Origin of the sequence: Afifella marina DSM 2698, assembly GCF_900102695.1 — a bacterium.
GTDB classification, from domain to species: Bacteria; Pseudomonadota; Alphaproteobacteria; order Rhizobiales; family Afifellaceae; genus Afifella; species Afifella marina.
Genome location: NZ_FMVW01000002.1, coordinates 107099 through 132337, shown reverse-complemented (window position 1 = coordinate 132337; position 25239 = coordinate 107099). Strand labels below are relative to the sequence as shown.

Genomic DNA, 25239 nt, shown 5'->3' with positions numbered 1-25239 from the left:
CCACAGAGCCCGTCAGGACGTACGAGGATACGACTTGGCGCGTGGAGCTCCTCCCCCGGCAGGCCTACGAAACGCGCTACACGCCCGAGCGACCGGTGATCGGCTTTGCGTTTGACCGACAGAATGGCGTGCATGCCTTTGCGGGCGACAGGAACCGTGATTTTGCGGCCCGCGCGAACGGCTTCGCCTATCTGCCCGCCGGCTGCGAAATCTACTCGCGCTCTGAAGGCGGTGGCGAATACCTCAGAATTCTGCGCAAGAACGGCCAATATGCGAGGCCGCGCGAGCGGCACTTCAGCGATATGGCCGATCGGGCGGCAACCGATTCAGCCCACCGTTTGCGCCGGGAAATTCTGCTTCAAGACACCCGTGATCCCCTCACGATCGAAGCGCTGGCCCTCGACCTCGAGCGTGCCGCAACGGCGATCATCGATGGCTCGGAACCTCGCGATTTGGCGGCGCAATGGATGACGCAGAGACGCATGAAGCGTGTCGAGGCGATCATCGAAGCCCGCTTTGCCCAGGCTTTGACCGTCGCGGAATTGGCCGAGGCCTTGGATCTATCTGCCGATTTCTTCACCCGCGCCTTTCGCGCGGCTTTCGGCCGGACCCCGCGCGACGCCATCATCGACCGCCGCATTCGCCATGCGCGAGATCTCTTGTTGAAGAGCGATGCGCCGTTGGCCGCCATCGCCCTGGCGAGCGGTTTCTCCTCTCACGCCCATATGACGGCACAGTTCAGCCAAAGACTGGGCATGTGCCCAAGCCAATTTCGGCGGACATGACGTCGATGGCTGCAGGCTCTGAGGCCCCACGGCGGAACGCGCATCCCGCGCCTTGACGCGCCTCTCCTTCTCTCATTAACGGCAGACCGTTCACCGCGCTCCGGCGCTGGCTGCAAGGCCGAAAGCCTTGCCGTGCCGGCGGCCTCTGCACGGGGCATCGTCTTTTGCGAGGGGTTCATGCACGATGTCACGATCCGCGCCTTTGACCCGGCCGGGGACACCGAAACGCTCTCAGGGATCTGGCTCGACGCCTCGCTCCTGGCGCATCCCTTCATCGGCCGCGCCCGGCTCCTGGAACAGCGGCGCCTCATCGAAGAGAAATATCTTCCCGCGGCCGAGACATGGGTCGCGTGTCGAAGCGGCGAGCCCGCGGGCTTCATCGCCCTGATGGAGAATTTCATCGGCGGCCTGTTCGTCGCCCCCGCGCATCAGGGACAAGGCATCGGCGCCCGCCTGATCGCCCATGCCTTCACGTGCCGCGACGAGCTCACCCTCGAGGTCTACACCGAGAACGCGGGCGCTTTGCGCTTCTATCTGGCGCAAGGCTTTGAGGAAGTGTCGCGCCGCCCCCGAGACGATGAGGGCTTTCCGTTCGAAAACGCCCGCCTGCGCAGGCGGGTCCGCTGAGGCACCCCCCTCACGCCACCGCCTGCATCTCCCCCGTCTCCATCTCGCCCGCCCCCAAGGTATCAGCGTAACCGCGCCCCAAGCAGCGAGCCCGCCAGCCTGCTCTCTTCAGTCCGCGCCCGGCAGAGAGTGTGTGACCGCCAAAATCGGCCGCATGATGCGATTGATCCAAGCACCCCCGGTCTCTCGCCCCTCAGATACGCGCTTCGAACACCAGCAATCTCTATTGGGACCGATCGCTTTGCGCCCATATCAGTCGTTTAGGCTCTTCCGCGCCACGCCCCGAAGCTGCCATTCGATATAGCTGGCAGCACCTGTAAAGAAAGCGAAGAACTGTCTTTCGACTCGCTTGGCACAATTGTCGGCCATGCGCAGAAATCTGACCCACGAGAGTGACACCGGCACGAGCTTTCAAGCTTAGAAAGACGAGTCAGACCATGAGCGTAATAGGCCGAAATATTCTACGGGGCCGTGACGAAGTCCGTGATCTGGCAACCGAAACTCGCTGCATCCTTCATCTGGAGGTCGGAGATGTTGTTGATCTCGTTCATCGTGATTGTCGCGTGACGCCGCTGAGGGTGGCCGCGAAGGTCATGTTGTGCTCCACCCGGGCGTCTTGTGCTCCACCCGGGCGTCCGGACAACGTGAGTAGACCCGGTCGTTGGGCGGACGCACCGAGAGAAATATGTTTTATCTTGCATTTCAGTAGTGCGGACAGTGTCAACTGAAGCAGGAGTGCCCTTATAGTTTTAGCTCGGAACAGGGATATGTCAGAGATCTTCGACAACGCTATTACGTCAATTGCCCTCGGCATCGAGGATTTTGAAACCGGAACCGACGAGCGGATGCTTAGTGCGGCACGGAATTACTACGCCGGTCTACTTCTGCTGGCGAAGGAGTGCCTTGTGCGTGCAGCGCCCAAAGCCGATGCGATGGAGGTCATCGGGGCTAAGTTCAAACCTAAGCCCGATGGGAGCGGCGGCGTCGAGCATGAGGTCGAAGGCTATGCGACCGTAGACCTCCATAAGCTAAAAGCACGGTTCAAGGACTTCGGCCTAGCGTGGCCCAATGCAGATATAAACAAGTTGCAACGCTTTCGGAATGATCTCGAGCACTACCACCTGAAAGAACCAATGACTGCCCTCAGCGAGGCGATCGCGTCGTCATTTCCAATGGTCGTAGACTTCTTCAATATTCTCAACGAGGATCCCCAGACGAACCTTGCCGGCGTGTGGGATACCATTCTCGAAAAGCGGGAGGCGTTCGAGAAGGTTCAAGAGAAATGCCTCGACAGCTTGGAGAACGTGGCTTGGCCCGCCGAAGTGTCGCACCTTGACCGCATGGCTTGCCCTAATTGCCAGTCGTCTCTGCTCGGTCAATTAGATCCAGACAACAAGGACCACGAGCACGTCATTGGAAAATGTTACCAATGCGGCGAGGAGATCTCCTTCGAGAAGTTTATGGAGATGGTTGTCGCCTCCTCCTACGAGGTTGATGCCTACATCCGTGCGAAGGAAGGGCTGAACCCATCGATAGCCGATTGCCCTGAATGTAATGCTAGCGCCTACGTCGAGACTGGCGAAATCAGCCTCTGCTTCGTTTGCGGGGAAAGCGTCGCTGGCGAATGCATCAGGTGCGGGGCCGGGATAGACGTAAACGAATACAATTCCGAGTACCCCGGCCTTTGTAGCTATTGCGCGTACATGGCTGAGAAGATGATGAGAGAGTAGGGTCGCCGCAGCGCATCACACAACCGAGGTCGCGCTGGCGGGAGCAGGCTCGGCTTCGCTCTGCGCCTCGCACGAATGTCCACTTCGTTAGATCTGTCGATGGAACTTCTCAGTCCACTTCCGCCCCTCACGCCACGGCTTCCCCCGCCCTCATCTCGCCGGCCTTCGCCAGGCGTTCGAACGGCTGCGTGCCGCAGGCGAGAAGGCGTGCGAGTTCGCTTGCCGGCCGCGGCTCGCTGAAGAGATAGCCCTGCACCTCGGTGCAGCCTTCGCGCGACAGGCGTTCCAGCTGTTCGGGCGTCTCCACCCCCTCCGCCGTCGTCAGCATCTGCAGGCTGCGCCCGAGCCCGGTGACGGCGCGGATGATCGCCATCGCCTCCGGCCGGTCGGAGAGTTCGCGCACGAAGGACTGGTCGATCTTGAGCTTGTCGAAGGGAAATTTCTGCAAGTAACTCAGCGAGGAATAGCCGGTGCCGAAATCGTCCATGGAAATGCGGATGCCGAGATCCTTGAGCTCCTGCAGCACCGCGACATTGCCCGCGCTGCCGTGCAGGAGCACCGATTCGGTGATCTCCAGTTCAAGCCGCGAGGGATCGAGCCCGGTCTCCTGCAACACCTCGACGACGGTCTCCACGAGCCTTTTGCTCTTGAACTGCACCGGCGAGAGATTGACGGCGATCTTGATCATCTCCGGCCAGCCCGCCGCCTCCGCGCAGGCGCGCCGCAACACCCATTCGCCGATCGGCACGATGAGGCCGATCTCTTCGGCGACCGGAATGAACTCGTCGGGCGGGATCATGCCGCGTTCGGGATGCGGCCAGCGCAAGAGCGCCTCGAACCCCGTCACCCGCCGCGTCGCGACATTGAGCTGCGGCTGGTAATAAAGTTCAAATTCCTTGTTCGCCAGCGCCTTGCGCAGATCGAGTTCGAGCGCGCGCCGCGCCTGCAGCCGCGCATCCATGCCGGGCTCGAAGAAGCGAAAGGTGCTGCGCCCGTCGGCCTTGGCGCGGTAGAGCGCCATATCGGCGTTCTTCAAAAGCGTATCCGCCTCGCGCCCGTCTGAGGGCGAAAACGCGATGCCGATGCTGGTGCCGACGGCGACCTGATGGCCGTCGATATCGAAAGGCTTTTCGATCGCCTCGATGAGCCGGCCGGCGAGCCCGCTCGCATCCGACGGATCGTCGAGATCGGTCTGGATGATGGCGAATTCGTCGCCGCCGAGCCGCGCGACAAAGTCCGTCTCGCGCAGCGTCCGGTTGAAGCGCTCCGCCACCGCCTGCAACAGCTTGTCGCCGATCGGATGGCCGAGCGTGTCGTTGACACCTTTGAAGTGATCGAGGTCGAGGCAGAGGACGGCAAGCGCCCCCTCGATCCGCCTCGCGCGCAGAAGATCGGCTTCGAGCCGCGTGCGGAAAAGAAACCGGTTCGGCAGATCGGTCAGCGCGTCGTGATGGGCCATATGCTCCACCCGCGCCTCCGCCTTGCGCCGTTCGGTGACGTCGATCACCGACAGAAGGATGACCGGCCGCCGCTCCACAAGAAGCTCGCGCGCATAGGGAAACACTTCGATCTGCCGCCTGTCGGCCGTCACATGGATCCACGATTGCTCCACCGGACGCGCCGCCTCGCCCGCCCCCGAGCGCGTGTCCGACAGCGTCTCCAGAAATTCGCGCATCCGTGTGCGGTCGCCGGGGGTGGCGACATCGAGCACATCCATCGCCAGAAAGTCCTCAGGCCCATAGCCGTAATGCACGCTCGCCGCCCGATTGACGCGGATGATCTGGCGGCTTTCCTTGTCGACGAGCCACATCGGCACGGGATTGTCGTCGAAGAGCGTGCGCAGCGCCTCCTCGCGGGCGCGAATATCGGCGATGTCGCTCACCGTCACCGAGACGAGATCGCCCGTCGGCGCCACGCCGAAGCGCAGATGCCGTGCGCCCGCCTCCCCCTCGAACGTCGCCCCCTCGAACGTCGCTTCAAAATGCGTCCGCCCCCCGTCGCAGACGCAGGCGAGAAGCGCCGAAACGAGATCCTGCCCCGGAAACAGCCCCGCAAGATCGGACATTCTTTGCCAGGAGAGCGCCCCCGCCTCCCGGTCGAGGAGCCTTGCTGCCGCCTGGTTCAAGGCGATGATCTCGAAATCGACCGCCTTCCCCGCCCGGTCGCGGATCGCCTGCAGCGCCAGCATCCCCTCCATCGTGGCGCCGAACATCGTCTCCAGAAGATCCTGCCGCGCCGCGTGCTCTTCGAGGAGCAGAATGAAACTCACCTCCCCCCATTGCGTCGACAGGGAGCGGTTGGAAAGCGGCAGCGCCCACAGATTGTAGGTGGCGATCGCCCCGTTGACGATCATATGCGTCTCGACGCGCTCCGGCCGGCAGCTTTCCTCGGCGCGCGCGATCACCTCGCAAATGGCGCGGGCCCGGTCGCGGCGAAGCGCGCAGACCGCCGCCGTCCCATTGTCGCCGATCTCGTTCTCGCCGATCTCGTTTTCCCCGGCACCGGTGTCGGCCCAGGCGGCAAAAAGCGACCCGATGCGCAAAAGCCGGACCGCCCCCGCCTCGCGCCGATCGCGAAACGCCAGCGCCTTCATCTCGATGAGGCGCCCGAGATGGCCGAGCGCCACGCTCTCATAAGAGGGCAGCGTCTCGCCCGGCCGAATTTCCGAAGCCCAACGCCGCAAAAAATGCTGCACCGGATTGTCGAGGCGCAACCCCGCCTTCACCGCACCAGTCTCTCTCTCGTCTCCGGCCATATCACCGCTTCGATCATCTTGACGTCAATATCGATATCACTTGGGCCCATTAGCACCCCCAAGGATATCGTCAGGTGTAACGGCGAGTTCTAACCAAAGGGTAATAATTTGTTGCAATAAAACTGTCACAATACACGCAACACGAGCAACACCGCGCCGCCCCCGCCAAAACGGCGAGCCAGTTTGCGACTTTTCTCAAGAACAAACCCCCGCCGCACGACATTCCGGCACAGCCCCAACCAAGGGCACGGCCCAACCCTCGCCCCCTTGCGGGGAGAGGGTGGCTGCCGCAGGCAGCCGGGTGAGGGGTCACTCCGAACCAGCTCAGGGCACAGCGGCGCCAACCCATGGCACGGCCTCCCCTCTCTCCTTGAGGGAGAGGGTGGCCGGCGAAGCCGGTCGGGTGAGGGGGACGTTTGTGTCAGGCGCAGCCCCACTCACGGGCACGGCCTGTTCCTCCCCCCTGGCGAGAGATCGCCGCGAAGCGGCGGGTGAGGGCTAAGCCATGGGATCAGCCCCTATTCAAGCACGCGGCGCTCAAAGGAAATCAGCAAAGCTTGTCACAGAAGCGATATCGCATCCATGAATGCGCTTTCCGATGGGTTCGTGAAGCGTATAACCAACGCAGATGAAGAACCAAGAGACTTCGACGAACCAGGCAGCGCAATAGATGGACGAAAAGACCACAGATCCGGCCCAGCGGCCTGCCCCTGCTCAGACAACAGAGCAAAGACTTGCCAGCGTCAATGACGCCGGTCTCTTCGAGAGTATTGGAAACGCCGTCATTCGTATCAAGTATCCTGAATACGGAGAACTAATCGAACTCGGGATCAATGTTGACGGAAAGACGTGTAAGGCGCCTGTCGACGGTATCACGATGACCCACGCTTCGATCACGGCTCAGCTCGTGATGGTCCAGCATACGGTCGCCGCAGCGAAGGATCTACGCGGGAAGTGGATGCATGACCCCAAGGCGGTCCGGCCTCGCACCGGACGGGAGCCAACTCAACCAAAAGGCGACGTTCTGAAGGCACAAGAAATCGCGGCAACCGAGCGTCAACGAACGCCTACTATACGGGCGATCCTCTTCCTGACGACTAACAAGGAGCCCGATCAGCGGCTTGTGCGGGACGTTGTGGCATTCGGCGCCGCTCGCGGCTTAGAGGTTCACATTTTATCTCGGTCGGCGATCGCACATGTGCTGGACCACATCCCCGCTGGACAGTCAGTACGACGTCAGCTGCTAGGCATTCCGCAAGAAGCATTGTCCTGGGATCTATTGCGCAAACTTGGCCAGCAGTCGGTGCGTGAACTAGCCCTTCCTGATGACCCTGCGGCTCGCATCCCTACTCGAGCACAGTGCCTTCTCAAGGGGAGGAACGGCCCTTTGACCTTGCTTGTCGGCACGAGCGGCTCTGGGAAGAGTGTCGCAGCGCACGAGTGGCTGCGCAACTCGCTAAGTGACGAAAACGTGGCATGCCTTGTTTTGAGAGAACGGACGCTTGAGGGTGCCCGGGGAATCGACCAAGCGATCACGACCGAGCTCCAGGCACTTTACCCGCAGCTTCAACCATCGGTGTCTGCACTTTCGATCTGCGGACCGAACCAACGTCTCCAACTTGTTTTAGAAGATATCACGAACTCAGAGAACCCTAGCCAACTACTTGAACTTCTTGTCGGTTGGGCGTCCTCCAAGAGAGTATCGAGTGAGAACCAGATTCCCGGCGCGCCATGGCATCTAGTCTGTCCGGTCCAGCCACACATGCTTGACCTATTGCCGATCGAACGAGTGAGAGGGATCGAGGCATTTCGGGTGGAGATTCCGCCCTTGACCAAAACCGAAGCCTCAGCCGCCGTTCGACGTCGCATGGGATTACTCGGGCAGGTAGTCACGCCATTCGAAGCGTCAGCGGTCGCGGATGCGCTCGGCGATGACCCGCTTTTGATCGGTCTATACGAACCCAAGGAAATCACAGATCCCTCACTCGTGATCGGGAATTATGTGGAGCGAAAGCTGAGTGAGTTTGCCGCTGGCCGACCAAGTGTTCGTCATAAAGCTGAAAGGGCTCTGTTCGCACTTGGAGACGCAATGCTGCGATATCGGACGTTGGTGCCCGATATCGATGACATTCTCGAGTGGCTGGCACACGACGGTCTTGAAGACATCGCCTGCCACCTTATCGACTTCGGTGGACCTATCTCCGTTCACCGTACCCGTCTAAGCTGTAGACTCCGGTTCCGGCACGATCGCGTACGCGATTGGCTTCTGACGGAATGCCTTCGCCGCCAGTTCGACGAAGGCACCTTGAACTCCACCACTATCGAGGAGCCGTACTACGCTGAGTGGCTCGGCGCGGCTTGCGCTTGCAGCTCGGACCCCGTCGCAAACGCAGAGCGGCTCATTCAAGCGAACCCGTTGGCAGCGTTCAGCGCCTTCGCGAGAGCAGTTCCCGTAGAACATCGCAATGCAATCCATGCTCTTCTGAAGGGATGGCTGGAAGACGACCAGCATCGAGGTCGGCGCTACTATAGTCTCCGCTGGATGGCACAAAGGACACTCGCTCAGATTGAAGCTGATGGCGTTGTAAGCCTTCTGCAGAAATTTCCTGAGCGAACGCGCTTCGCGGATGTCGCGCGACTTCGCAACAGGGATCTCAGCGGAGCTCTCCAACTATGCATCACCTCTGATATCGCCACTCGGCACTGGCAGAGGGACGCGCTGATCGCACATATCGCGCAGAAGTGGCCATCTGGCTTCATCAAAGCGATGACCCAGATCATCCTGGATCCCCAGATAACAGGTCGTGTGAAGAGTGCTGCCTTCTGTGTAGCAGGCATCAGTGCCCAGACAGAACTCGCAAACGCGATCGCTGAGCGATGGCGATCGGAAGGTGATGAAGAAAAAGTGCTGCACCTCGCGGACTATGTGTGGGCGGCAGCCCGTTGCTACGCTCTTCCGCACGCGTCAGAGGCGCTGGACGCGGCCCTTGATCTTTGGGCTAACTTGGCGAGGAAGAGTGCGAGCGATAACAGCGGAGCTAAACTCTTTCTTCTGGATGACTTGCGACTTAGCTTCGCCCATCACCCGCCAGTTGACGCTATTCCTCATCTGCTTCGCCGCGCGTCGGAGCCGGCCCTAAGGGCGGTGCTTGCATGGACGTTGGGTGGACTCGATGATCCCGACGTAGTTCTTTTCAAAATCGCCTTCGAGGCAGAGATCAGAAAAAGAAGCGCCTTCGTTCCCGACGGCATCTATTTCCACTGGCAGAGGCAACGAGATTACGGTCGAGAGCTTTCTGGATCGACGCGTGAAGCTCTCAACAGGCTGTGGCGTGATCCGGAGGCCAAGCTGGCCGAACGACAGATCGGACTGCGGCTTTGGGGCCTCGGAGCAACGGAACTCGAAATCTCCTCGCTGGCGCTGCTCGAGTCCGATAACGATCTCAAGGATAGTGCACTGGCTGTTCGCATGGAGCGAGGAGACCGCCGCTGCGTGCCTCTTCTGATCGACAGGCTTCAGCATTCCGAGAGACAGTTCAGCTGGTGGTATCAGTCCTATCAAGTGCTTTGCCCGCAGATACTCGAACAGATACCGAAAATGCTGCGTGCGAATGCGGGCGACTTGCAAGAGCAGGAAAGAGGCCACGGATGGGCGAAGGTCGCCGCCGACTTGCTGACCCGAGACGCCTCTCCTCTCTCAGAGCGCATCCTCATCGAGACATGGTCGCTCGCTGGACGGCATGGCTTCTATGTTCAGGCAGCAATTTTCCTCGGAGGTGCCCATCTCGAAGACTTGGCCGAACGCACGGTTCAGGAGGCGGCCGACCCGAGAAACTTGTTTCAGTTCGCGGACATGTTCTTCAGTGGACAAACTAATGGACATCCGGGAGCAACTAGAGAGGAACAATTCAAGCGATTGCTGCCATACCGCGCCTACCTCGACGACATGACGCGAGCGAGTTTTCGTCAACGATGCGAGGACCTCGGCTTCGCCACGATAGGCAGGGCGTTCAACGAAGATGATGGCCGATATGCATGGACTACCGATACACTCGAAGAGTGGTTCGAGATAGTTGCCCGCGAACAGCCGCATAGCTTTAGCGTGACGAAGTTGGAAGGGTGGCTCACGAACGGATTGGATCGAGCCGTGCTATTCGATCGGCTGACGTCATGGCTCTGGCAGACGGATAGTCCCGCAGCACCGGAAGCGGCCGCGGCTATCCTGCGTTCGGTCGGACGGGAAGAAGATGTCGAGGTATTGGCATCGGCGATATTCGAAGACCCGACCTCTCGTGATGCGTTGATCTCAGATACGCGTTTCGCCATAAGACGGCGCAGTCTTCAGCCAGCTAGATGAGGGCTTCATGCAAGTCCGCTGTTATCTAAGGCGTTGAAGAGGAACAGGACCGTCTCCTTAGATCGCACTGTAAGAGCAGTCTCCTAACCTAAGAGGAGGCACCTGACAGCCCCGCTTTGGCGAGTTCGTCGCCGTGAACTATAGAGCAGCCCCCTACCCGCAAAACTCCCTTGATTCCTTCGTCCAGGCGCCGAACCCCGTCGCCACCATGTTGGTGATGACGGCGCAGACATAACGTTTTTGGGCAGGGTTGTTGTTGGGCCCGGCATGGTAGCGGGCGACCGCAAGCGTCCAGCTGCCTTCGCGCTTCCTGAGATTGGTCAAAAACCGCGCCGCGTAATCGACGTTCTTCTTCGGATTGAACATTTCCGCCGGCGAGGCAAAATGTTCGGAATGGAAATGATGGTTGATCTGCATGCAGCCCATGTCGATCAGCTTGGAGCCGGCGGCGCGCGAGCGTTTGAATTCGTCGAGCGCGTCGGCGACGCTCTTGCCGAAGAACGGGCGGCCGTGAATGTTCATGGCATAGGGCTGCAGCGAGCCCTTGCGGCCCGTCTCCGTCAGCCCGACGGCATAAAGAACGCCGAGCGGCACGCCGTATTTCTTCGCTGCGACCGCCATTTCGCGCTCGCAGATATTGCCGCCCGCTACCTTCCCCGCCGCCTTGCCGGCCGCGCCGGCGCCGTCGCCGAGCGTGGCGGCAGCCCCCGCCGCCCCGCAGGTCGCGGCGATCAGGCTAAACGAACAGGCCGCCGCGAGAGCGGTTTTCCTCAGAAGACTGGCCATGTCTCTGCTCCTCTGGGGTTTGGGTCTGACGGCCGCCACCATTCTGGCCGCCGGTTCCGTTCTCGCCGGCACCGCCCTGTTGCGTGCCGGCCTGCGGCCCGCCATTCGCGGAACCGTTGCCCATCGCGAACGCGATGCCGGAGCGTGCCGCATTCGACGATGTATCGATCTGCGGCAGAGCGCGTTCAGACTGGATGGTCACGCTGTCGGGCTCCTGCCCGGCCGCCTTCAAAATCTCCGACAGCTTGTGGCTGTCCTCTTCCAGCATGCGGGCCGTTTCCGGCCGGCTCGCCTTCAAGGTCACCGAAAGTTCGCCCTGGCGCATGCGAAGTTCCACCTGAACGGTGCCGAGCGATTCCGGCTGCAACTGGATGCGCAACAGCCGCGCCGGGCTGTTGAACGCCTGTTGCGCCGGCGAACTGGCGGACGCCGCGGAATTCCCCGAGCGCGCCGCATCCGAGGTCTGCGATCCGCGGCCACCGCGGTTTTCTGCCACGATCGCATCCGCGATCCGCTTCAACTCGCCGCCCGGAAGGCCGGCATTGTCCCCGTCGGCGCCCGCCTCGGCCAAGTCCGCGGTTTCTGCGGTTGCCGCACGAGCCTCGGCCAACTTCGCCGAGAGTGCCGCTTCTCCCCGCTCCTGCGTGCCCGTCCGGCCCTGACCGCGCGCCTCACGCCCAAGCACCAGTTCCGGCCCTGCCGCCTGCGTGCTAAGCCCTTCCGCAGAAACGGTTTTCTGCGACAGCTCGGCGGTCGAAAGCGCCTGTGCGAAGCGCGATCCGGGCGTCAGCACCGGCGCGAAGTTCGTTTCCTGCTGGATCACGTCGACACGGTGCATGACGTAGGAAGATGTCCCCGCTTCGCCGGAAAGCTTATATCCTTCAAAGGCTTGCGTGATGGCACGCGAGCCGGGGAAGAGCCCTGCGGGTCCATTCTGCGTCTTCGCCGCGGCCGTCTCGTTGGTTTTTCCCTTATCGGCGACATTCGCGAGCGCATCCGCCGCAAAATCGATATTTTGCGCGGGTTTTTCGTTCGCTTTGGCCTCTCCGGGACGAGATTTATCCTGCGTTTCTGTGCTCTCCTCAGTGGGCGCAGAATCCTGCAGCGCCGACGAAATATCTTTATCCATCAGCGTGTTAGCGCCGTCTTCCGCAGCCTCGGCGGCCTTGTCCGCGCCCGCCTCGCCGGCCGCCTTCGCCGCCGCGTCCTTGTCGCGTTTCTGCGCCTCGGCCCGGCGCGTCGCGATCCGCGGCTCGTCTTCGGAAGTCTTTGTTTTATTTGAGCTTTCTTCTGCCTCTGCACCGGCGATACGCCGCCTCAGCCGCGCCGCCGCATCCTCCGCGCTGGCCCCTTCGCCGGCCGCTTCCCCGCGGGCGCCATCTTGGCTCTGCGCAGCGCCTTTTTTTGCAGGAATATCAGCATCTTGGCGCAGCGTTTGCGGGTTTTTCTCCGGCTCCGCAGCGCCATTCTGCATGAGCTTCGCGAAGCCGTCTCCCGCCTCCGCCGCGCCCTTCCCGCCCGCACTCGCCTTGCCGTCCGGCCGCGCCGGCCCTGTGAGAAAAGGTAGATCAGCCACGTTCATTGGGCTCCCCCGAGCAGTTCATCAGCCGCCTCAACCGCCTGTTGGGCGCGCGTGATGGTGGGATTTGTTTGAGAAAATTCATCTTTTAATTCAGCCGCTTGCGGCGACGCGGCGGCGCTTGCCGGGGTCGCGTCCGGAGCGGTTTCGTCCGCCGGAAGATCGGCCGCCACATCCGCCAGTGTGACCTGCGGTGCCCTACGGATGCTGTCGGCAATCCCCAGAACCACGTCGAGAAGATCGCGGTCCGCCTCCTCCAAATGGCTGCGGTCGATCTCTTTGAGAGCCGCGCTCGCGCCATCGAACGTCTCCACCCCGACAACAGACACAGCTGCCCGATAGAGACGCGCCTGCTCTTTGGCGGTGTCGCCGAGATCCGTCATCGCGAGGACCCGGTCCGCCGCAAAGCGCGCAATCGGTGCCTTCGCCTGCACGACGGCCGCGCGCGCGATGATCAGATAGAGTTCCTGACGCGCCGCCGGCTCCATGTCGCTCAAGATGTCGTCAAGCCTCGGTAATTCCTCAGGATTATCGACGAACTTCATGCGCGTGAGCGCCGTCGCGAAACGCTGCCGGAAGTTGCCCGCATAGACCGAGTGGCGAAACCGCTGCAGATACTGGCGCGACAGGAGCGCGAATTTCTCCACCTGCTGAAGCTCCGCCACAACGAGAATCTCGCGCCGCAAAGCCGCTTCTTCGGCCAGCGTGCCCGGCGCCAACAAACGCGCTTCGTCAAGGAGTGCGGCTGCCCGCATGGGATCTTCCGACACGACGAGAGCCGCTTGAGCGATGGCGACCTGGCTTCCCGTCGAGGTGAAGTTCCGCGCCTTCACCTCCGCCAGAGCTTCCTTCGCAGCCTGCGCCCGCCCTTCTGCATAGGCAAGCGCACCTCGCATCAATTGCTCATCGATGGCCGGCAGAGGTTCAGAGCGCAGAATGTCCCGCAGCACGGCGGGCCTCCCGCCGCTCAGCACGTAGCCGACAAGAGACACCGCATTGCGTGGATCCTGCCAGGTCTCCGGCGCCGCCTTACGGAACTCGACTTCGATGCGATCGAGGACCTGGCGCTGTTCGGCCAGAGCCTCCGTCGATCCTTGAGCAATCCGATCCTGCACACTTTGCAGGTCGCGGAACAGCGCTGCAGCATCGAGCCCGGGACGCGTGGCAATCGGCAAGGGCTCGACCTTCTCCGCGGCCTTACCATCGCCATCACCTCCGGCCGGCACTGACTCGTCATCGCCCGCACCTTGTTCAGTTTCGCTGCCCGCATGCGCATCGTCCGCAGCATGTTTATCGGCACCACTTTCGGTCTCATCATCAGCGTGGTCGCTGCTCTGGCCGTCATCAATACCTTCAGAGCTCCGGCCGGCCTCCGCCTTGACGCCGTCTTCAACATGCGTCTCCTCAGATGCACGCTCGTCGTCGCTCACTTCCGCTTGCTGGAGAGCTTTATGACCATTGTCGGCCTCGTGCGCGTCGGCATGTGCGTCATCGTGCGGAGCGATGTCCGTATGAGCGCCCTCATTCGTCGCCGGCGCATGGGATGTTTCGACAGCAGGCACCACCTCATTCGGCTGCGCTCCGGTCTGGACCGTCGAGGCATCACCGACGACGTGGGGACCACCATGGTCCGTCCCCTCCTCAGGATCGACGCTCGCACCGTGGTTTTCATCCGCTCCATCCTGTGGGACAGACGACTTCTCACCCCCGACGCTGGTTTCATATGTCTGTTCAGACGTGTGTCGGTCGGCCGATCTAGCAGACCTTCCACCAACTTCAGTGTGAGCGCCTTCGGCAATTTCGTGCCCGCCAGCAACCTCGGCACTGCCATCGTCCGGCCTCTGAGAGAACGGGTCTGCCGTAGAGCCGGCTGAGCCCAAGACGGACGCTGGAGCGCCATCCTCACCAGCACCGGAACCCTCGGCCACCCCAGCTTCCGTGGGAGCCGATCCGTCACCATCAGCGCGAGGGGCCGCGAGCATTTCACCATCCATCGCGTCCTTTGGAACGATGGGGGTCGGCTCTTCGCTCTGGGTTACAGACTCCTCATCACCCGCAGGCTCGACATCGGCAGACGCGGCGTTCTGCTCGGCAACATCGTTGGCAGCAACGTTATCACCCTGCCCGGTTTCAGCTTGCATCGCCTCATCAAGTGCCCCCTCACCTCGGGCATCCGATAAGCTTGCCGCTAGAGGTTCCTCCGTGGGCTCGGAAGACACAGCCACTCCCGGAAGTTCCTGAACGTTTTCAGCGTCGACATCCGCCGTAGCACCAGCGTTTTGAGCGACATCGCCTTTGTCCGCTTCAGAGACCATTGGCCGTGCACGCGGAAGCCGGGGTGCGGACGCAGGCGTGCGCCGGCGTGCCTTCGTAGGCTGGTCACTCGTCTCAGGCTCGACTTCTGTATCTAAGTTCGGTGCAGGCGTAGGCGGCACTTCTTCACGCCCAAAGAGCCTAAGGCCCCGAGAGAAAAAAGAAGCGCGGCCGCCCTGATCCGTTGATGACGGAAGATCAAGGACGCGCGCGGGACGCAAACGGTCTGAACCTGTCTGTGCGAACACGGCGTTCGGCACGGCCACGATAAGAAGCGACAGCGCCACCACGATCCTGAGCCTCATGACGCACATCATGCCGGCTCCTTAAGCAGGATCTCGATACGACGGTTTTCAGCCGCATTCGGATCTTCAGGATTCTTGAGGTTGCGGTCGGCAAAACCTTCGATCGCGCGAATGCGCGTTTCCGGAAGACGTCCTCTCGTCAGCATATAATACGCCATATGGGCGCGGGCCGTGGACAGGCGCCAATTGTCGTAGGTCGGAGAACGAAAGGGCCGTCCGTCCGTATAGCCCCGAACGATGATATCTCCTGGACGATCAACCAGGAGCTCCGAGACACTTTCCATCGCAACGACGACGACGGGTTTCGGAATCGCCGAACCAATTTCGAACATGGAGAAGTCCATTTCGTCCGTAAGGCTGATCAGAATGCCCTCGGGGGTCGCCTGCACGCTGATGTTTGGTGCATCGAGTTCGCCGAGCTTATTCTTTAGTTCTGCTTGAAGCTGCGCTTCCATCTGGGCGGCCTCGACCCTTTCGGCACGGCTAACGCCGTCAGAAGAATCCGGCACGACCTGAGGAAAGAGCTGGGGCTGATCATAGGAAACGTCCGCAACATCTTTGTCGCTCGCCGCAGTGGCATCCAGCCGCCGATCGCTTGGTCTTTCGGCAATCTTCTTAACGTCCCCAGGCTTCTTGGTCTTCGACTGAGAAGCTGGTTGCATCTGCCAGTAAACGGGGTCGAACGGATCACGATAAACTTCGCCGCCCGTCACACCGACGATTCCCGTCTCGCCGACAGGCGCTTCCATCGTCGCCGGATCGGCCGGCGGAACTTCATCGGCAAGCTCAGCCAGGACGAGATAGGGATCACTGAAGGCCGCCTGTTCAGCAGTCATCGTTGCATCGGGTGCAGGACGGTCGATTGGAGGCGAGTTGCCCTCGGCACCTCCAGCGCTCTCTCCTCGAGCTTCCTCGTGAGTAGAGGCGTCACGTTTAGCTTCTTCATCCTGACCGTGGCCGCCTTCGAGCGGGCCTGGGGTGCCACGCTCCGCGCCGTCGCCGGAGCGTCTGCTTTCGCTATCGCCTTCACCAATCTCCTCCGGGTTGTTAAGGCCCTTCCGATCGGTGATGCTGGCCGAAAGTTTCACCGGATTGAAATAGTTAGCAATCGACTTTTTCACTTCCTCATCGGTGACGTTGATCAGCCACATGATCAAAAAGAAGGCCATCATCGCCGTCATAAAGTCGGCATGCGCAACCTTCCACGCGCTCGAATGAGACTCGTGCTCTTCGTCCTCGTAGCGCTTGATGATGATAAGTTCTTGATGTTCTTTGGCGTCGTCAGACATTTTCGGCCTCGCTGATCGCCAGCGACACGCGCTCGCGCCAGGCTTGCAACTGCGTCTCGATGATGGTGGGGCCGGCGGTCACCCGCACATCCGGCCCCCCACCCACCCTAAAACCGATCCCGCTGGCCATCTCGCCCAGACGAGTTTTCACCGCCTCAAGAAGATCCTCCGGCCCCACCACTTCGAGGACCGGCTCGTCCTCACGGCTTCTCATGTCGATGATCATGTCTGACAGCTCGGCGACGGCCTTCTGGGCGATTGCAGCACCGACCAGGGGGACCAGAATGGCGGCCACAGCTTCACTGAGGCTTGCATCGAGTTCGCTGAACGCATTGCCGATGCTTTCGGCAATCTTTTCTGCTTCCTCAGCCACCCAACCGCCGCGCTTTTCTTCGAGCTCTGCTGCGAAACTGGCGCGCACCTCCTCCAGGGCTAACTCTTTTTCGCGTCGGCCGGCCGCAAGCCCTCCTGCGAACCCAGCGTCTCTCGCTACCGCCAAGGCCTTCTCAGGATCCTCTTTCGGTGGTTTGACAGCGAAAATACTAGCCAGGGTCGGTTCGACACGCGGCGTTTCAGCTGGAAACTCTGGGAGAACCTTGCGCAAGTTGCGGCCTGCCTCAGGCTCATCGAAGTCGGGCAGAAGGCGGACAAGAGCATGCATCATCATGCTCCTTCCACGCGCATCCACTGCCGCAGGATCGTCGCCGCCTGCTCTTCGTCAAAGTCGATAATCTGCTCGAGACGTTTCTGCGGTGTGCGGTTCTTTTTGCTGGTCAGATCTTCGATCAGGTTGACCTGTTCCGGAGGCGCCAGTCCTGCGACATGACCATCGGCCATGTCAGCTTCATCCGGGCCAGGCAGCATACCGGCAGCCATCTCACCTTCGATCGCGACTGCACCGGCTTCCAGCTGCTGACTACGACCGAGGACAGTCTTCAGCGTTGGACGAAGGCCGAACCAGATCAGCAATATGGCCATGACCAGGATAGTGCCGGCATTGATAAGCGTACCGCTTTGACGCATCAGCACTTCGCCCATCGAAGGACCAGGCACTGGCTCGAGGTCGTTACCGCCATCGGCGAACATGACCGAAGAGACCTTGAGCTGATCGCCGCGTTCTTTGTCGAAGCCTGTGGCCGACTGGACGAGCTGCTCGATCTCCATGAGCCGCGTTTCGATCGGCATCACGTCGGGCTGCCCCTCATCGGCCTGCAGCCGCGCCTGATTGACGAGAACCGCGATGGACAAGTTCTCCACCTCGTAGCCGTCATGAACAGTGTCGACTTTCTTTGAGGAAATCTCGAAATTGGTCAGCTCTTCGCGCCGCTCGTTCTCTTCGTTGGAGCTATTGCCGCCGCCGGCCTCCATCTGCGCGACTGGGATGTTCTGCTGTACGGTCGCAGCGGAGTCTGTCGTGCTGTTTTGGCTGGTGCCGGTCTCTTTCACGACGCGTACGGAGCGCTCCACCCGGGACTCCGGGTCGTAGATGACTTCGCTCACCTGCTTCCGATCAGTGTTAAGACGAGTGGAAACGCTGATCTGAAAGTTGTCGTAGCCGAGATAAGGCGTCAGCGTACGCCGGATCTTCTCTTCCAGCTCACGGTCGACGCGCCGCTTGAGATCGTCCATGAGGCCGCCACCAGAGGCGGAGGGATCATCCCCCGAGACCAGAACAACCCCCTCGGTGTTGAGGACGGTGACGTTGTTCGTGTCCATGCCAGGCAGGGAGGCGGCAACGAGATGACGGATAGCATTGGCGGCCGTCGCATCATCGGGAAGACGCGTACGGATAACAACCGAGGCTGAGGCCTTCTGCTGGTCGCGCCGGAACGAGGCGCGATCGGGCAGCACGATGTGGACGCGCGCAGCCTTGATTCCGTCCATCGTCTGGATGGTGCGCGCAAGCTCGCCTTCGAGGGCGCGCACACGCGTGACATCCTGCATGAAAGAGGTGAGGCCGAAGGAGCCGAGCTCGTTGAAAAGCTCATAGCCGGAATGGGTGCTCTGGGGCAGGCCCTTCTCGGCGAGAAGCATCCGGGCACGGGCCGTGTCGGCGTGACCGACCAGCACTGACGTGCCATCGGGAGCGACGTCGAAGCCAATTCCGTTGTCTTTCAGGACCGATCCAAGTTGGCCGACATCTTCGCGGCTGAGACCACTATAGAGGATCTCTCGTTCTGGCTTGCTCAGGTAGAAGGCCCCGAGACCGATCGCCAGGAGCACGGTCGCGCCCACAATTCCCAGGGCAGCAAGCCGCCGGCCGCCGAGCCCAGCGAGATTGGCCCACAGCTTATCCATCTGCTCGCGCGCGTTCATCAAGTCTCCCCACGCCATACAGTCTTGCATTGCGTCTCATGGGGATTTGACGTGATAAGCTTGCCTCAGCGTTGCATACGAAAAAAGCCACGCTCCTTTCGGAGCGTGGCTCTCTTGGTCCGCCTGCACGGGGGAGGAGCGTGAGGCGAAACCTTGGAAGGTTCTTACCTCGCTATCTTCACCTCGCTTAACGGAAGAGCGACAGGATGTTCTGGCTCGAGGAGTTTGCGATGCTGAGCGACTGCACAGCCAGCTGCTGCTGGGTCTGGAGAGCCTTCAGTTTCGTGGATTCCTCTTCCATGTCCGCGTCGACCAGGGCACCAACGCCCGTGTCGATCGTGCTCATCAGGGTCTTCACGAACTCCGTCTGCATGTCGATGCGGGTCTGAACCGTACCGAGAGAAGACGCAGCCGAGGTCACCTGACCAAGCGCCTCGTCGACGACCTTCATGAAGTTCTGCACTTCGGTGCCAGAAGCCGACGAGATGTCGATCGTGGCAACGGAGGCAGCACCAGCCGCAGCCGCCGAAGTCGTCACGTCGGTGGCCGACAGGCCGAGCGAAGCGACAGTGATACCGGTCGCGCCGGCAGTCGTGGCACCGGAGATGCTGAAGTCATCGGTAGACGAGAACTCAACCTGGTCAGTGCCGTCCAGAACCACGTCGATGCCCTCAATACCGGCATCCTTCAGGGCCTGAGTGTAGACCGCCGCAAGATCGGCATTCGAGCGGATCGAGGTGTCAGACAGGCCGGCATCCGCCAGGGTCTGCTGAGTGATCTCGACCGTCTTGGCCGGAGCGCCGTTCTGCGACACGCTGAAGCTGATCTTGTCATCCGCCGCAGCAAAGGCCACCGCAGCCGTCTCGACGCTTGCCGCCTGACCCGAGTTAGAGGTGTAGGTGTTCAGGTCGATCGTCTTGTCGAGGATACCGAACTGAGCGGTACCATCGCCATAAAGACGGGTGTTGGTGATATCGACGTCGATGGTGCCAATCGCAAGCTTGTTGTTGGCATCACGCGACAGCGACGACACGATCTCCTTGTTGAAGGCCGTGCTGGAGCCCGTGCTCAGCCAGTTCTGGCCGGAGAACGACGCGGATTCCGCGATCGTCTTCAGCTGGTCCTGATAAGCCGAAATCTGCTCCTGAACCTTCGCCCGGTCGACACCTTCGCCCGTCGCAGCACCAAGGCTCGCCTTGATTTTGGTCAGGACTTCTTCAGCCTTGGAGAGGCCGGTATAAGCCGCATCGACGGTGGCCGAGCCCATGCCAAGAGCGTCCTTCACGGCCGACATGGCCTGATTGTCGGAGCGCATGGTCGTGGCGATGGACCAGTAGGCGGCGTTGTCGGAAGCGGTATTCACCCGCAGGCCGGTGGAAACCCGGTTGTTCGTCTCGTCCAGGTTGGAGTTGATCGAACGCAGGGTCTGCAGGGCGACCATTGCGGAGGTGTTGGTGATAAGGCTAGACATAATTGATGTCCCTTCAGACTAAGTGTCAGAGATATTGATGGGGACATGCCGGGCTTTCACCGGCATGGCAGGGCGGCATCATGCCTTTGGTGGGACGGAGCACTCGGCTTCCGTAACTGCTGCCCGTGTCGAGCAACCAACCTGCCATGCATGAAGGGATAGCAGCGCAAGCTTGCGTGAAGCTTGCAGACACGCCGGTTTTTCGGACGGCTGCGCAAAAATTCTCTGGTCGCGCTGGTTCTCAAAACAAAAACGGCGGGGAAGCCCCCGCCGCAGAGCGTCAAAAAAGGGCTGTCGCGACCTCAGGCGGCACGCACCGTTGCCAGGAAGCTCTGCACTTCCTGCTTGAGGCGATGGCTCTCCTGAGACAGAGAGCGCGCCGAAGCCAGAACCTGCGAAGAGGCAGCACCCGTCGCGCCTGCACCCTCCTGCACATCGAGGATATTGGTCGCGACCTGCGCCGTGCCATGCGCCGCTTCTTGAATGTTCTCGGCGATCTCGCGGGTCGCCTCATACTGCTGCTCCGCCGCATCGGCGACCGCCGCAGATATTTCAGACATGCGTGCAATGGTCTCCGTGATTGAACGGATCGAACTCTCCGCCTCGCCTGTCGCCTTCTGCATTGAAGTGATCTGACCGATGATTTCTTCCGTCGCCTTCGCCGTCTGAGCAGCGAGCGTTTTCACTTCCATCGCCACGACTGCGAAGCCCTTGCCGGCATCGCCGGCGCGGGCTGCCTCTATGGTCGCGTTGAGCGCAAGCAAATTGGTCTGCTCGGCAATCGCCGTGATCAGGTTCACGACCGCACCCACGCGACGGGCCGCATCGGCGAGATCGACCACCCGGCGATTGGCGCTGCCGGCCTGTTCGACAGCTTCGCCGGCAATCTTCGCGCTCTCCTGAACGCGACGGCTGATCTCTCCAACCGACGCGCCCAGTTCTTCTGAGGCAGACGCGACGGACTGGACATTGGACGAAGTCTGGCCGGAAATGCTGACGACCGTGCTTGAGAGGCTTTCGGTGCGTTCCGCCGTTTCCGTCATCGAACCGGCGGCCGCTTCAAGTTCCGTTGCCGCAGACGACACGCCCTCGGTGACCTCGCCGACGGCATTTTCAAACATATCCGCCAGGCGCTGCATTTCCTGGCGTCTCTCTGCCTCGGCCTGGCGTGCCTTGTTTTCGCGCTCTTCGGCTTCGAGCCGCGCCTTTTCGATGGCTTTTTGTTTGAACACCTCAACGGCGCGAGCAATCTCGCCCACTTCATCGCCCCGATCGAGCCCCGGCAGGACAATCTCGAAATTACCACCGGCGAGTTCGTTCATGGCCGCGGTCGTGGCATGCATTGCTTGTGAGATACGTCTGGCAACGAAACCGCAGATTGCCGCCACGACGAGCAGCACGAGGCCACCAATCAGGAGAACGGTCTTTGCCGTTGCCCATGTCTGCGCGCGCAAATCATCAATGTAGACGCCAGTGCCGATCACCCAGCCCCAGGGAGCGAATTTGTCGACATAGGAAAGCTTGGGCTGCGGCTCCGCTGAACCGGGTTTGGGCCATTCGTAGCGAACGAACCCCCTGCCCTCTTTGGCCACCAGATCGAGCATCTCAACGAAGAGGTGCTTGCCGGACGGATCCGTGATCGAGGTCAGATCCGTGCCATTGAGCTCCGGCTTGATCGGATGCATCACCATGCGGGCGTTGCGATCCTTGATCCAGAAATAGTCGTTGTCGCCATAACGTAGCGCTCCGATACGGCGAGCCGCATCCGCCTGCGCCTCTTGAAGCGAGCTAGCGCCAGTCGCGACCGTGGCCTCTTCTTCCTTCGCGATGTCGAGTGCGAGCTCTGTCAGGTGCGACAGCTCACGGCTCTTTTGATCTTCGAGCGCGCGACCCAGTTCAAGCAACTGGAACCCGGAAATGATCGAAAAACCTATAAAACCAACAGCAAGAACGGCATAAATCTTGTGTCCCAGCTTGAGACGAAGTCCTCTTTTCATTGTGTGCGCCCCCTAATGACGTTGCGTCAGCACACAAGGCTTCAGTCAGCTTGCACCGGGCTTGCTTCAAACTTCCCCTAACGTTCACGGAAGCGCCAGGCCGGTTTGATCGAAGTTGCGGTTAATTTTTTGAGCGTTTTTGAAACGACTTCGATGTCTCGAGGTCAGAAGAACGAACGAACCAACCCTCCGACCAAGAGATTCCAGCCATCGATCAGAACGAAAAACAGAATCTTGAAGGGCAAAGCGATGACCGCCGGCGGCATCATCATCATGCCCATCGACATGACGAGGGTGGCAACGATCATGTCGATCACCAGGAATGGCAGCACGATCAAGAAACCGATTTCAAAGCCACGCCGCAGCTCCGAGATCATGAAAGCCGGGATGAGAACGCGCAAAGGCACGGATTGGGCCTGTGTCGCCTCGGCTCCTGTCTCCGGAAGCACCAGCTCCGTTCCATCTTCGGCCCCAGGCTTGCTGGCAGACAGATCGGCGAAAAGTTGGAGATCCTTCGGCCGGACCTGTGTGAGCATGAAATCATGGAACGGATCCGTGATCCGTTCGAACGCTTCTTGTTCGGTGATTTCATTGTTTGTGAGCGGCTGGAGACCTTCGGTCCAGGCCCGATCGAGAGTCGGTCCCATCACATAGAAGGTCATGAACAGCGACAGGCTGATCAAGACGAGATTGCCCGGCGTGCCCTGCAGGCCGAGCCCGGAGCGCAAGAACGATAATGCGATGATGAAGCGTGTGAAGCTCGTCACCATGATTAGGAGGCCCGGCGCGATCGACAGAACTGTCAAAATAGCGACGAGCTGCACAATGCGGCCGGTCGCGGCCGCATCGCCAGACGGGATGAGGCTCTCCAGGTCGGGCACTTGTGCATGGGCCGCAACCCCGAGGAAGGGCACCAGCAAAAGGGCGAAGAACAAGCGCTTCATCGAAACTGTCTCACGAGGCGGCAAAACGCCCTTGGTGTTTATTGAACGACCATAGTCTCGATGATCAGCTCGCTCACCTTGCCGTTTGTCCTTACGGCGGCACGATCGTTGAGATCATCGCGCAAGTGCTGCAACGCACTCGGGCCCTGGAACTGCGAAAGGGGCATGGTCCGCACAAACGCCATGATATCCTCGCGGATCTCCCCGGCGGTGACTTCGGGATTTTCAAGGGCGCCGTTCGGAAACACGATCGCGGTTTCGAGGCGAACCCAAACATCCGCCGGGTCAGCCACATTGACCACGACAGGCCCGACCGGCTGCAGAACCATGTCGCCGGAATACAGAAGCTGCGGCTCGTCCGCCGGCTTTTCCTTGAGCTTTTCCGTGACCGTCGCCTCAATGGCGCCAGCCAGGTATATTCCGAGGCCCGCACCACCACCGCCAGCAAGCAGAGTCACGGCAAGCACGCCAAGAAGGCCCATCAGGAAGGAGCCCTTTTTCTTGGGCGCCGTCTCCTCGCCGACGTCGTCGGCCAAATCCGCGGATGCGTCGCTCATCAGAAAGGAACCACCTTGTCGTAAATCCGCTGCCCCCAAGCCGGCTGCTGCATGTCGGAAATTCGGCCGCGGCCGCCATAGGAGATGCGCGCCTCGGCAATCTTGTCATAGGAGACAGAATTATCCGTGGAGATATCGGAAAGTCTGACAATGCCTGCGATGTTGAGCACGCGGACCTCGTTGTTGACTTTCACCTCCTGTGATCCGCTGATCATCAGGTTCCCGTTGGGCAATTCCTCGGTGACGAGCGCTGCAATCGACAAGCGCAATTTTTCCGAGCGATCGATCGAGCCTTCACCCTTTGTCGAAGTCTTCGACGCGACATTGAGACCACCGGAGCCCTCTCCAGATTCCTTTTCGACGTTGAAGCCGCCGAAGCCTAGGAACCCACCAAAGCTGAGATCAGACTTCGAATCTCGCGAGCGGTCGCTTTGATTGTCGAATTGGGCCTTGTCGTTGATCTGAATATTGACCGTGATGACATCGCCCACTTGGCGTGCCTTACGATCGGTGAAGAGGACTTGCTTGTTCCCGCTCCAGAGCGACTGGAACGTCTTCGGCTCCGGCTCGACAAAGCTGACGGGCAAAGGTTGGCGGTTCACAACGATCCCCTCACCCACCGGGCTTAACTCGGGGCCCGTGATGATGTTGTCGTGCGAGCAGCCGCCCATGACGAGCAGCACCGCGATTGTGCAGATCTTTTTCATCCTGGGTTTTTCGCCTCATCGCTCGCTCTTGCGAGCCCTGCCATTGTAGTCGTGAGCTGCGCCGCCTTGATTGGCTCCATCTCGTTCAAGATCGCGCTCGCGATGCGAGGCTTGAGCTTGACCAGTATCGCGGCCGCAGCGGCCGGCGCCATCACAGCCATCTGTTGAGACGCTGCGTCGGGGCGCATTTGGGTGAATATCGCAACGACGCTTTCCTCAGCCTTGCGCAGGAAGTCCTCGCGACGTTTCAGCCACTCCTCATATTCCGCACGCTTCGTTTCGAGAGCTTCGATGCGCCCATTGACGTCTTCTTCGAGCTTCTTCAGCGCCGCGACCTGGCGCGCATAGCGCGCATCCGTGGCTTCATCGGTGATGTTGCTACAATACTGCCGTGCGTTCTCAGACTGCACAGCCGCCGCGCTCTGCGCAGGCGCAGGCGCAGGCTCGTTCTGCAGGACCGAGGCGGCATTATTGTCGCCCGAGACCGCGCCGGTCGCAGGTGGTTCCGCGTCCAACGGAATGGGCAGGACATTGGCTATATCCCGTGCCTGCTGCGCAGCATCTGACGTCTGCGCCGTGGCAAAAGCAGGCACCAAAACTAAGACGCTCGTTGCCAGGAAACAGGCAATCGACTTACGAAATTCTCGGACAGGCCTGCTCATTTTCGGCTGCCTTTCTCCAGATTTTTCTCAAGGCCGGGGCGGGATGAGTGCGCGACGGT

17 protein-coding genes are annotated in these 25239 nt (G+C 60.7%); 4 read left to right on the top strand and 13 right to left on the bottom strand.

Annotation, left to right across the window (positions count from 1 at the left end):
• Positions 1-41 precede the first annotated feature (41 nt).
• The 3 genes from BLP76_RS05360 (at position 42) to BLP76_RS05350 (ending at position 3142) form a co-directional block, all read left to right on the top strand.
• Positions 42-785, top strand: a complete 744-nt coding sequence (locus tag BLP76_RS05360; protein WP_170130498.1) for an AraC family transcriptional regulator — start codon at positions 42-44, stop codon at positions 783-785.
• Between the two features lie 177 nt (positions 786-962).
• Positions 963-1412, top strand: coding sequence for a GNAT family N-acetyltransferase (locus BLP76_RS05355; protein WP_092811305.1), 450 nt, complete (start codon positions 963-965; stop codon positions 1410-1412).
• A gap of 767 nt (positions 1413-2179) precedes the next feature.
• Positions 2180-3142 (top strand): hypothetical protein, encoded by a 963-nt coding sequence (locus tag BLP76_RS05350; protein WP_092810387.1) that lies wholly within the window; start codon positions 2180-2182, stop codon positions 3140-3142.
• Between the two features lie 127 nt (positions 3143-3269).
• Here BLP76_RS05350 and BLP76_RS05345 read toward each other — a convergent pair whose 3' ends face one another.
• Entirely contained in the window at positions 3270-5897 is a 2628-nt protein-coding gene (locus tag BLP76_RS05345; RefSeq protein ID WP_092810385.1) for a putative bifunctional diguanylate cyclase/phosphodiesterase, read from the bottom strand.
• A gap of 670 nt (positions 5898-6567) precedes the next feature.
• On the opposite strand from BLP76_RS05345, the gene BLP76_RS05340 reads away from it, so the two are divergent.
• Entirely contained in the window at positions 6568-10254 is a 3687-nt protein-coding gene (locus BLP76_RS05340; protein WP_092810383.1) for an NACHT domain-containing protein, read from the top strand.
• 153 nt (positions 10255-10407) lie between these two features.
• Here the strand turns inward: BLP76_RS05340 and BLP76_RS05335 are convergent, their stop codons facing one another.
• The 12 genes from BLP76_RS05335 to BLP76_RS05275 form a co-directional block, all read right to left on the bottom strand.
• Positions 10408-11040, bottom strand: a complete 633-nt coding sequence (locus BLP76_RS05335; protein WP_092810381.1) for a transglycosylase SLT domain-containing protein — start codon at positions 11038-11040, stop codon at positions 10408-10410.
• Complete coding sequence (locus BLP76_RS05330) at positions 10991-12616, bottom strand: flagellar hook-length control protein FliK (protein WP_139163693.1); 1626 nt, start codon at positions 12614-12616, stop codon at positions 10991-10993. Before BLP76_RS05330 ends, BLP76_RS05335 begins: the two co-directional genes overlap by 50 nt.
• A gap of 2 nt (positions 12617-12618) precedes the next feature.
• A complete protein-coding gene (locus tag BLP76_RS18550) occupies positions 12619-14760 on the bottom strand; it encodes a hypothetical protein (protein WP_139163692.1) in 2142 nt (713 codons plus the stop codon).
• A gap of 485 nt (positions 14761-15245) precedes the next feature.
• A complete protein-coding gene (locus tag BLP76_RS05315) occupies positions 15246-16526 on the bottom strand; it encodes a flagellar motor protein MotB (protein WP_092810373.1) in 1281 nt (426 codons plus the stop codon).
• Positions 16519-17190, bottom strand: coding sequence for a hypothetical protein (locus BLP76_RS05310; protein ID WP_210183562.1), 672 nt, complete (start codon positions 17188-17190; stop codon positions 16519-16521). The genes BLP76_RS05315 and BLP76_RS05310 overlap by 8 nt, the downstream gene beginning before the upstream one ends.
• Positions 17190-18842 carry a flagellar basal-body MS-ring/collar protein FliF gene (fliF, locus tag BLP76_RS05305; protein WP_092810369.1) on the bottom strand — a complete coding sequence of 551 codons (1653 nt, stop codon included), beginning with the start codon at positions 18840-18842 and terminating at the stop codon, positions 17190-17192. Before fliF ends, BLP76_RS05310 begins: the two co-directional genes overlap by 1 nt.
• A 187-nt stretch (positions 18843-19029) precedes the next feature.
• Entirely contained in the window at positions 19030-20313 is a 1284-nt protein-coding gene (locus BLP76_RS19150; RefSeq protein WP_092810367.1) for a flagellin N-terminal helical domain-containing protein, read from the bottom strand.
• Positions 20314-20615: 302 nt separating this feature from the next.
• A complete protein-coding gene (locus tag BLP76_RS05295; protein WP_092810365.1) occupies positions 20616-22310 on the bottom strand; it encodes a methyl-accepting chemotaxis protein in 1695 nt (564 codons plus the stop codon).
• A gap of 164 nt (positions 22311-22474) precedes the next feature.
• Positions 22475-23254, bottom strand: coding sequence for a flagellar type III secretion system pore protein FliP (fliP, locus tag BLP76_RS05290; RefSeq protein WP_092810363.1), 780 nt, complete (start codon positions 23252-23254; stop codon positions 22475-22477).
• A gap of 38 nt (positions 23255-23292) precedes the next feature.
• On the bottom strand, positions 23293-23811 hold the full coding sequence (locus BLP76_RS05285; protein WP_092810361.1) for a flagellar basal body-associated FliL family protein: 519 nt from the start codon (positions 23809-23811) through the stop codon (positions 23293-23295).
• Positions 23811-24518 carry a flagellar basal body L-ring protein FlgH gene (gene flgH, locus BLP76_RS05280; protein ID WP_092810359.1) on the bottom strand — a complete coding sequence of 236 codons (708 nt, stop codon included), beginning with the start codon at positions 24516-24518 and terminating at the stop codon, positions 23811-23813. Before flgH ends, BLP76_RS05285 begins: the two co-directional genes overlap by 1 nt.
• Positions 24515-25180: a MotE family protein gene (locus BLP76_RS05275; protein WP_092810357.1), complete on the bottom strand. Its 666-nt coding sequence runs from the start codon at positions 25178-25180 to the stop codon at positions 24515-24517. Before BLP76_RS05275 ends, flgH begins: the two co-directional genes overlap by 4 nt.
• Positions 25181-25239 lie beyond the last annotated feature (59 nt).

Excerpts from the sequence above, each read along its gene's own strand:
- BLP76_RS05345 (WP_092810385.1), bottom strand. The coding sequence starts at position 5,897 with ATGGCCGGAGACGAGAGAGAGACTGGTGCGGTGAAGGCGGGGTTGCGC.
- BLP76_RS05335 (WP_092810381.1), bottom strand. The coding sequence starts at position 11,040 with ATGGCCAGTCTTCTGAGGAAAACCGCTCTCGCGGCGGCCTGTTCGTTT.
- BLP76_RS05275 (WP_092810357.1), bottom strand. The coding sequence starts at position 25,180 with ATGAGCAGGCCTGTCCGAGAATTTCGTAAGTCGATTGCCTGTTTCCTG.
- BLP76_RS05310 (WP_210183562.1), bottom strand. The coding sequence starts at position 17,190 with ATGATGCATGCTCTTGTCCGCCTTCTGCCCGACTTCGATGAGCCTGAG.
- fliF (WP_092810369.1), bottom strand. The coding sequence starts at position 18,842 with ATGAACGCGCGCGAGCAGATGGATAAGCTGTGGGCCAATCTCGCTGGG.
- fliP (WP_092810363.1), bottom strand. The coding sequence starts at position 23,254 with ATGAAGCGCTTGTTCTTCGCCCTTTTGCTGGTGCCCTTCCTCGGGGTT.
- flgH (WP_092810359.1), bottom strand. The coding sequence starts at position 24,518 with ATGAAAAAGATCTGCACAATCGCGGTGCTGCTCGTCATGGGCGGCTGC.
- BLP76_RS05340 (WP_092810383.1), top strand. The coding sequence starts at position 6,568 with ATGGACGAAAAGACCACAGATCCGGCCCAGCGGCCTGCCCCTGCTCAG.
- BLP76_RS05295 (WP_092810365.1), bottom strand. The coding sequence starts at position 22,310 with ATGAAAAGAGGACTTCGTCTCAAGCTGGGACACAAGATTTATGCCGTT.
- BLP76_RS05355 (WP_092811305.1), top strand. The coding sequence starts at position 963 with ATGCACGATGTCACGATCCGCGCCTTTGACCCGGCCGGGGACACCGAA.
- BLP76_RS05350 (WP_092810387.1), top strand. The coding sequence starts at position 2,180 with ATGTCAGAGATCTTCGACAACGCTATTACGTCAATTGCCCTCGGCATC.
- BLP76_RS19150 (WP_092810367.1), bottom strand. The coding sequence starts at position 20,313 with ATGTCTAGCCTTATCACCAACACCTCCGCAATGGTCGCCCTGCAGACC.
- BLP76_RS05315 (WP_092810373.1), bottom strand. The coding sequence starts at position 16,526 with ATGTCTGACGACGCCAAAGAACATCAAGAACTTATCATCATCAAGCGC.
- BLP76_RS18550 (WP_139163692.1), bottom strand. The coding sequence starts at position 14,760 with ATGCAAGCTGAAACCGGGCAGGGTGATAACGTTGCTGCCAACGATGTT.
- BLP76_RS05285 (WP_092810361.1), bottom strand. The coding sequence starts at position 23,811 with ATGAGCGACGCATCCGCGGATTTGGCCGACGACGTCGGCGAGGAGACG.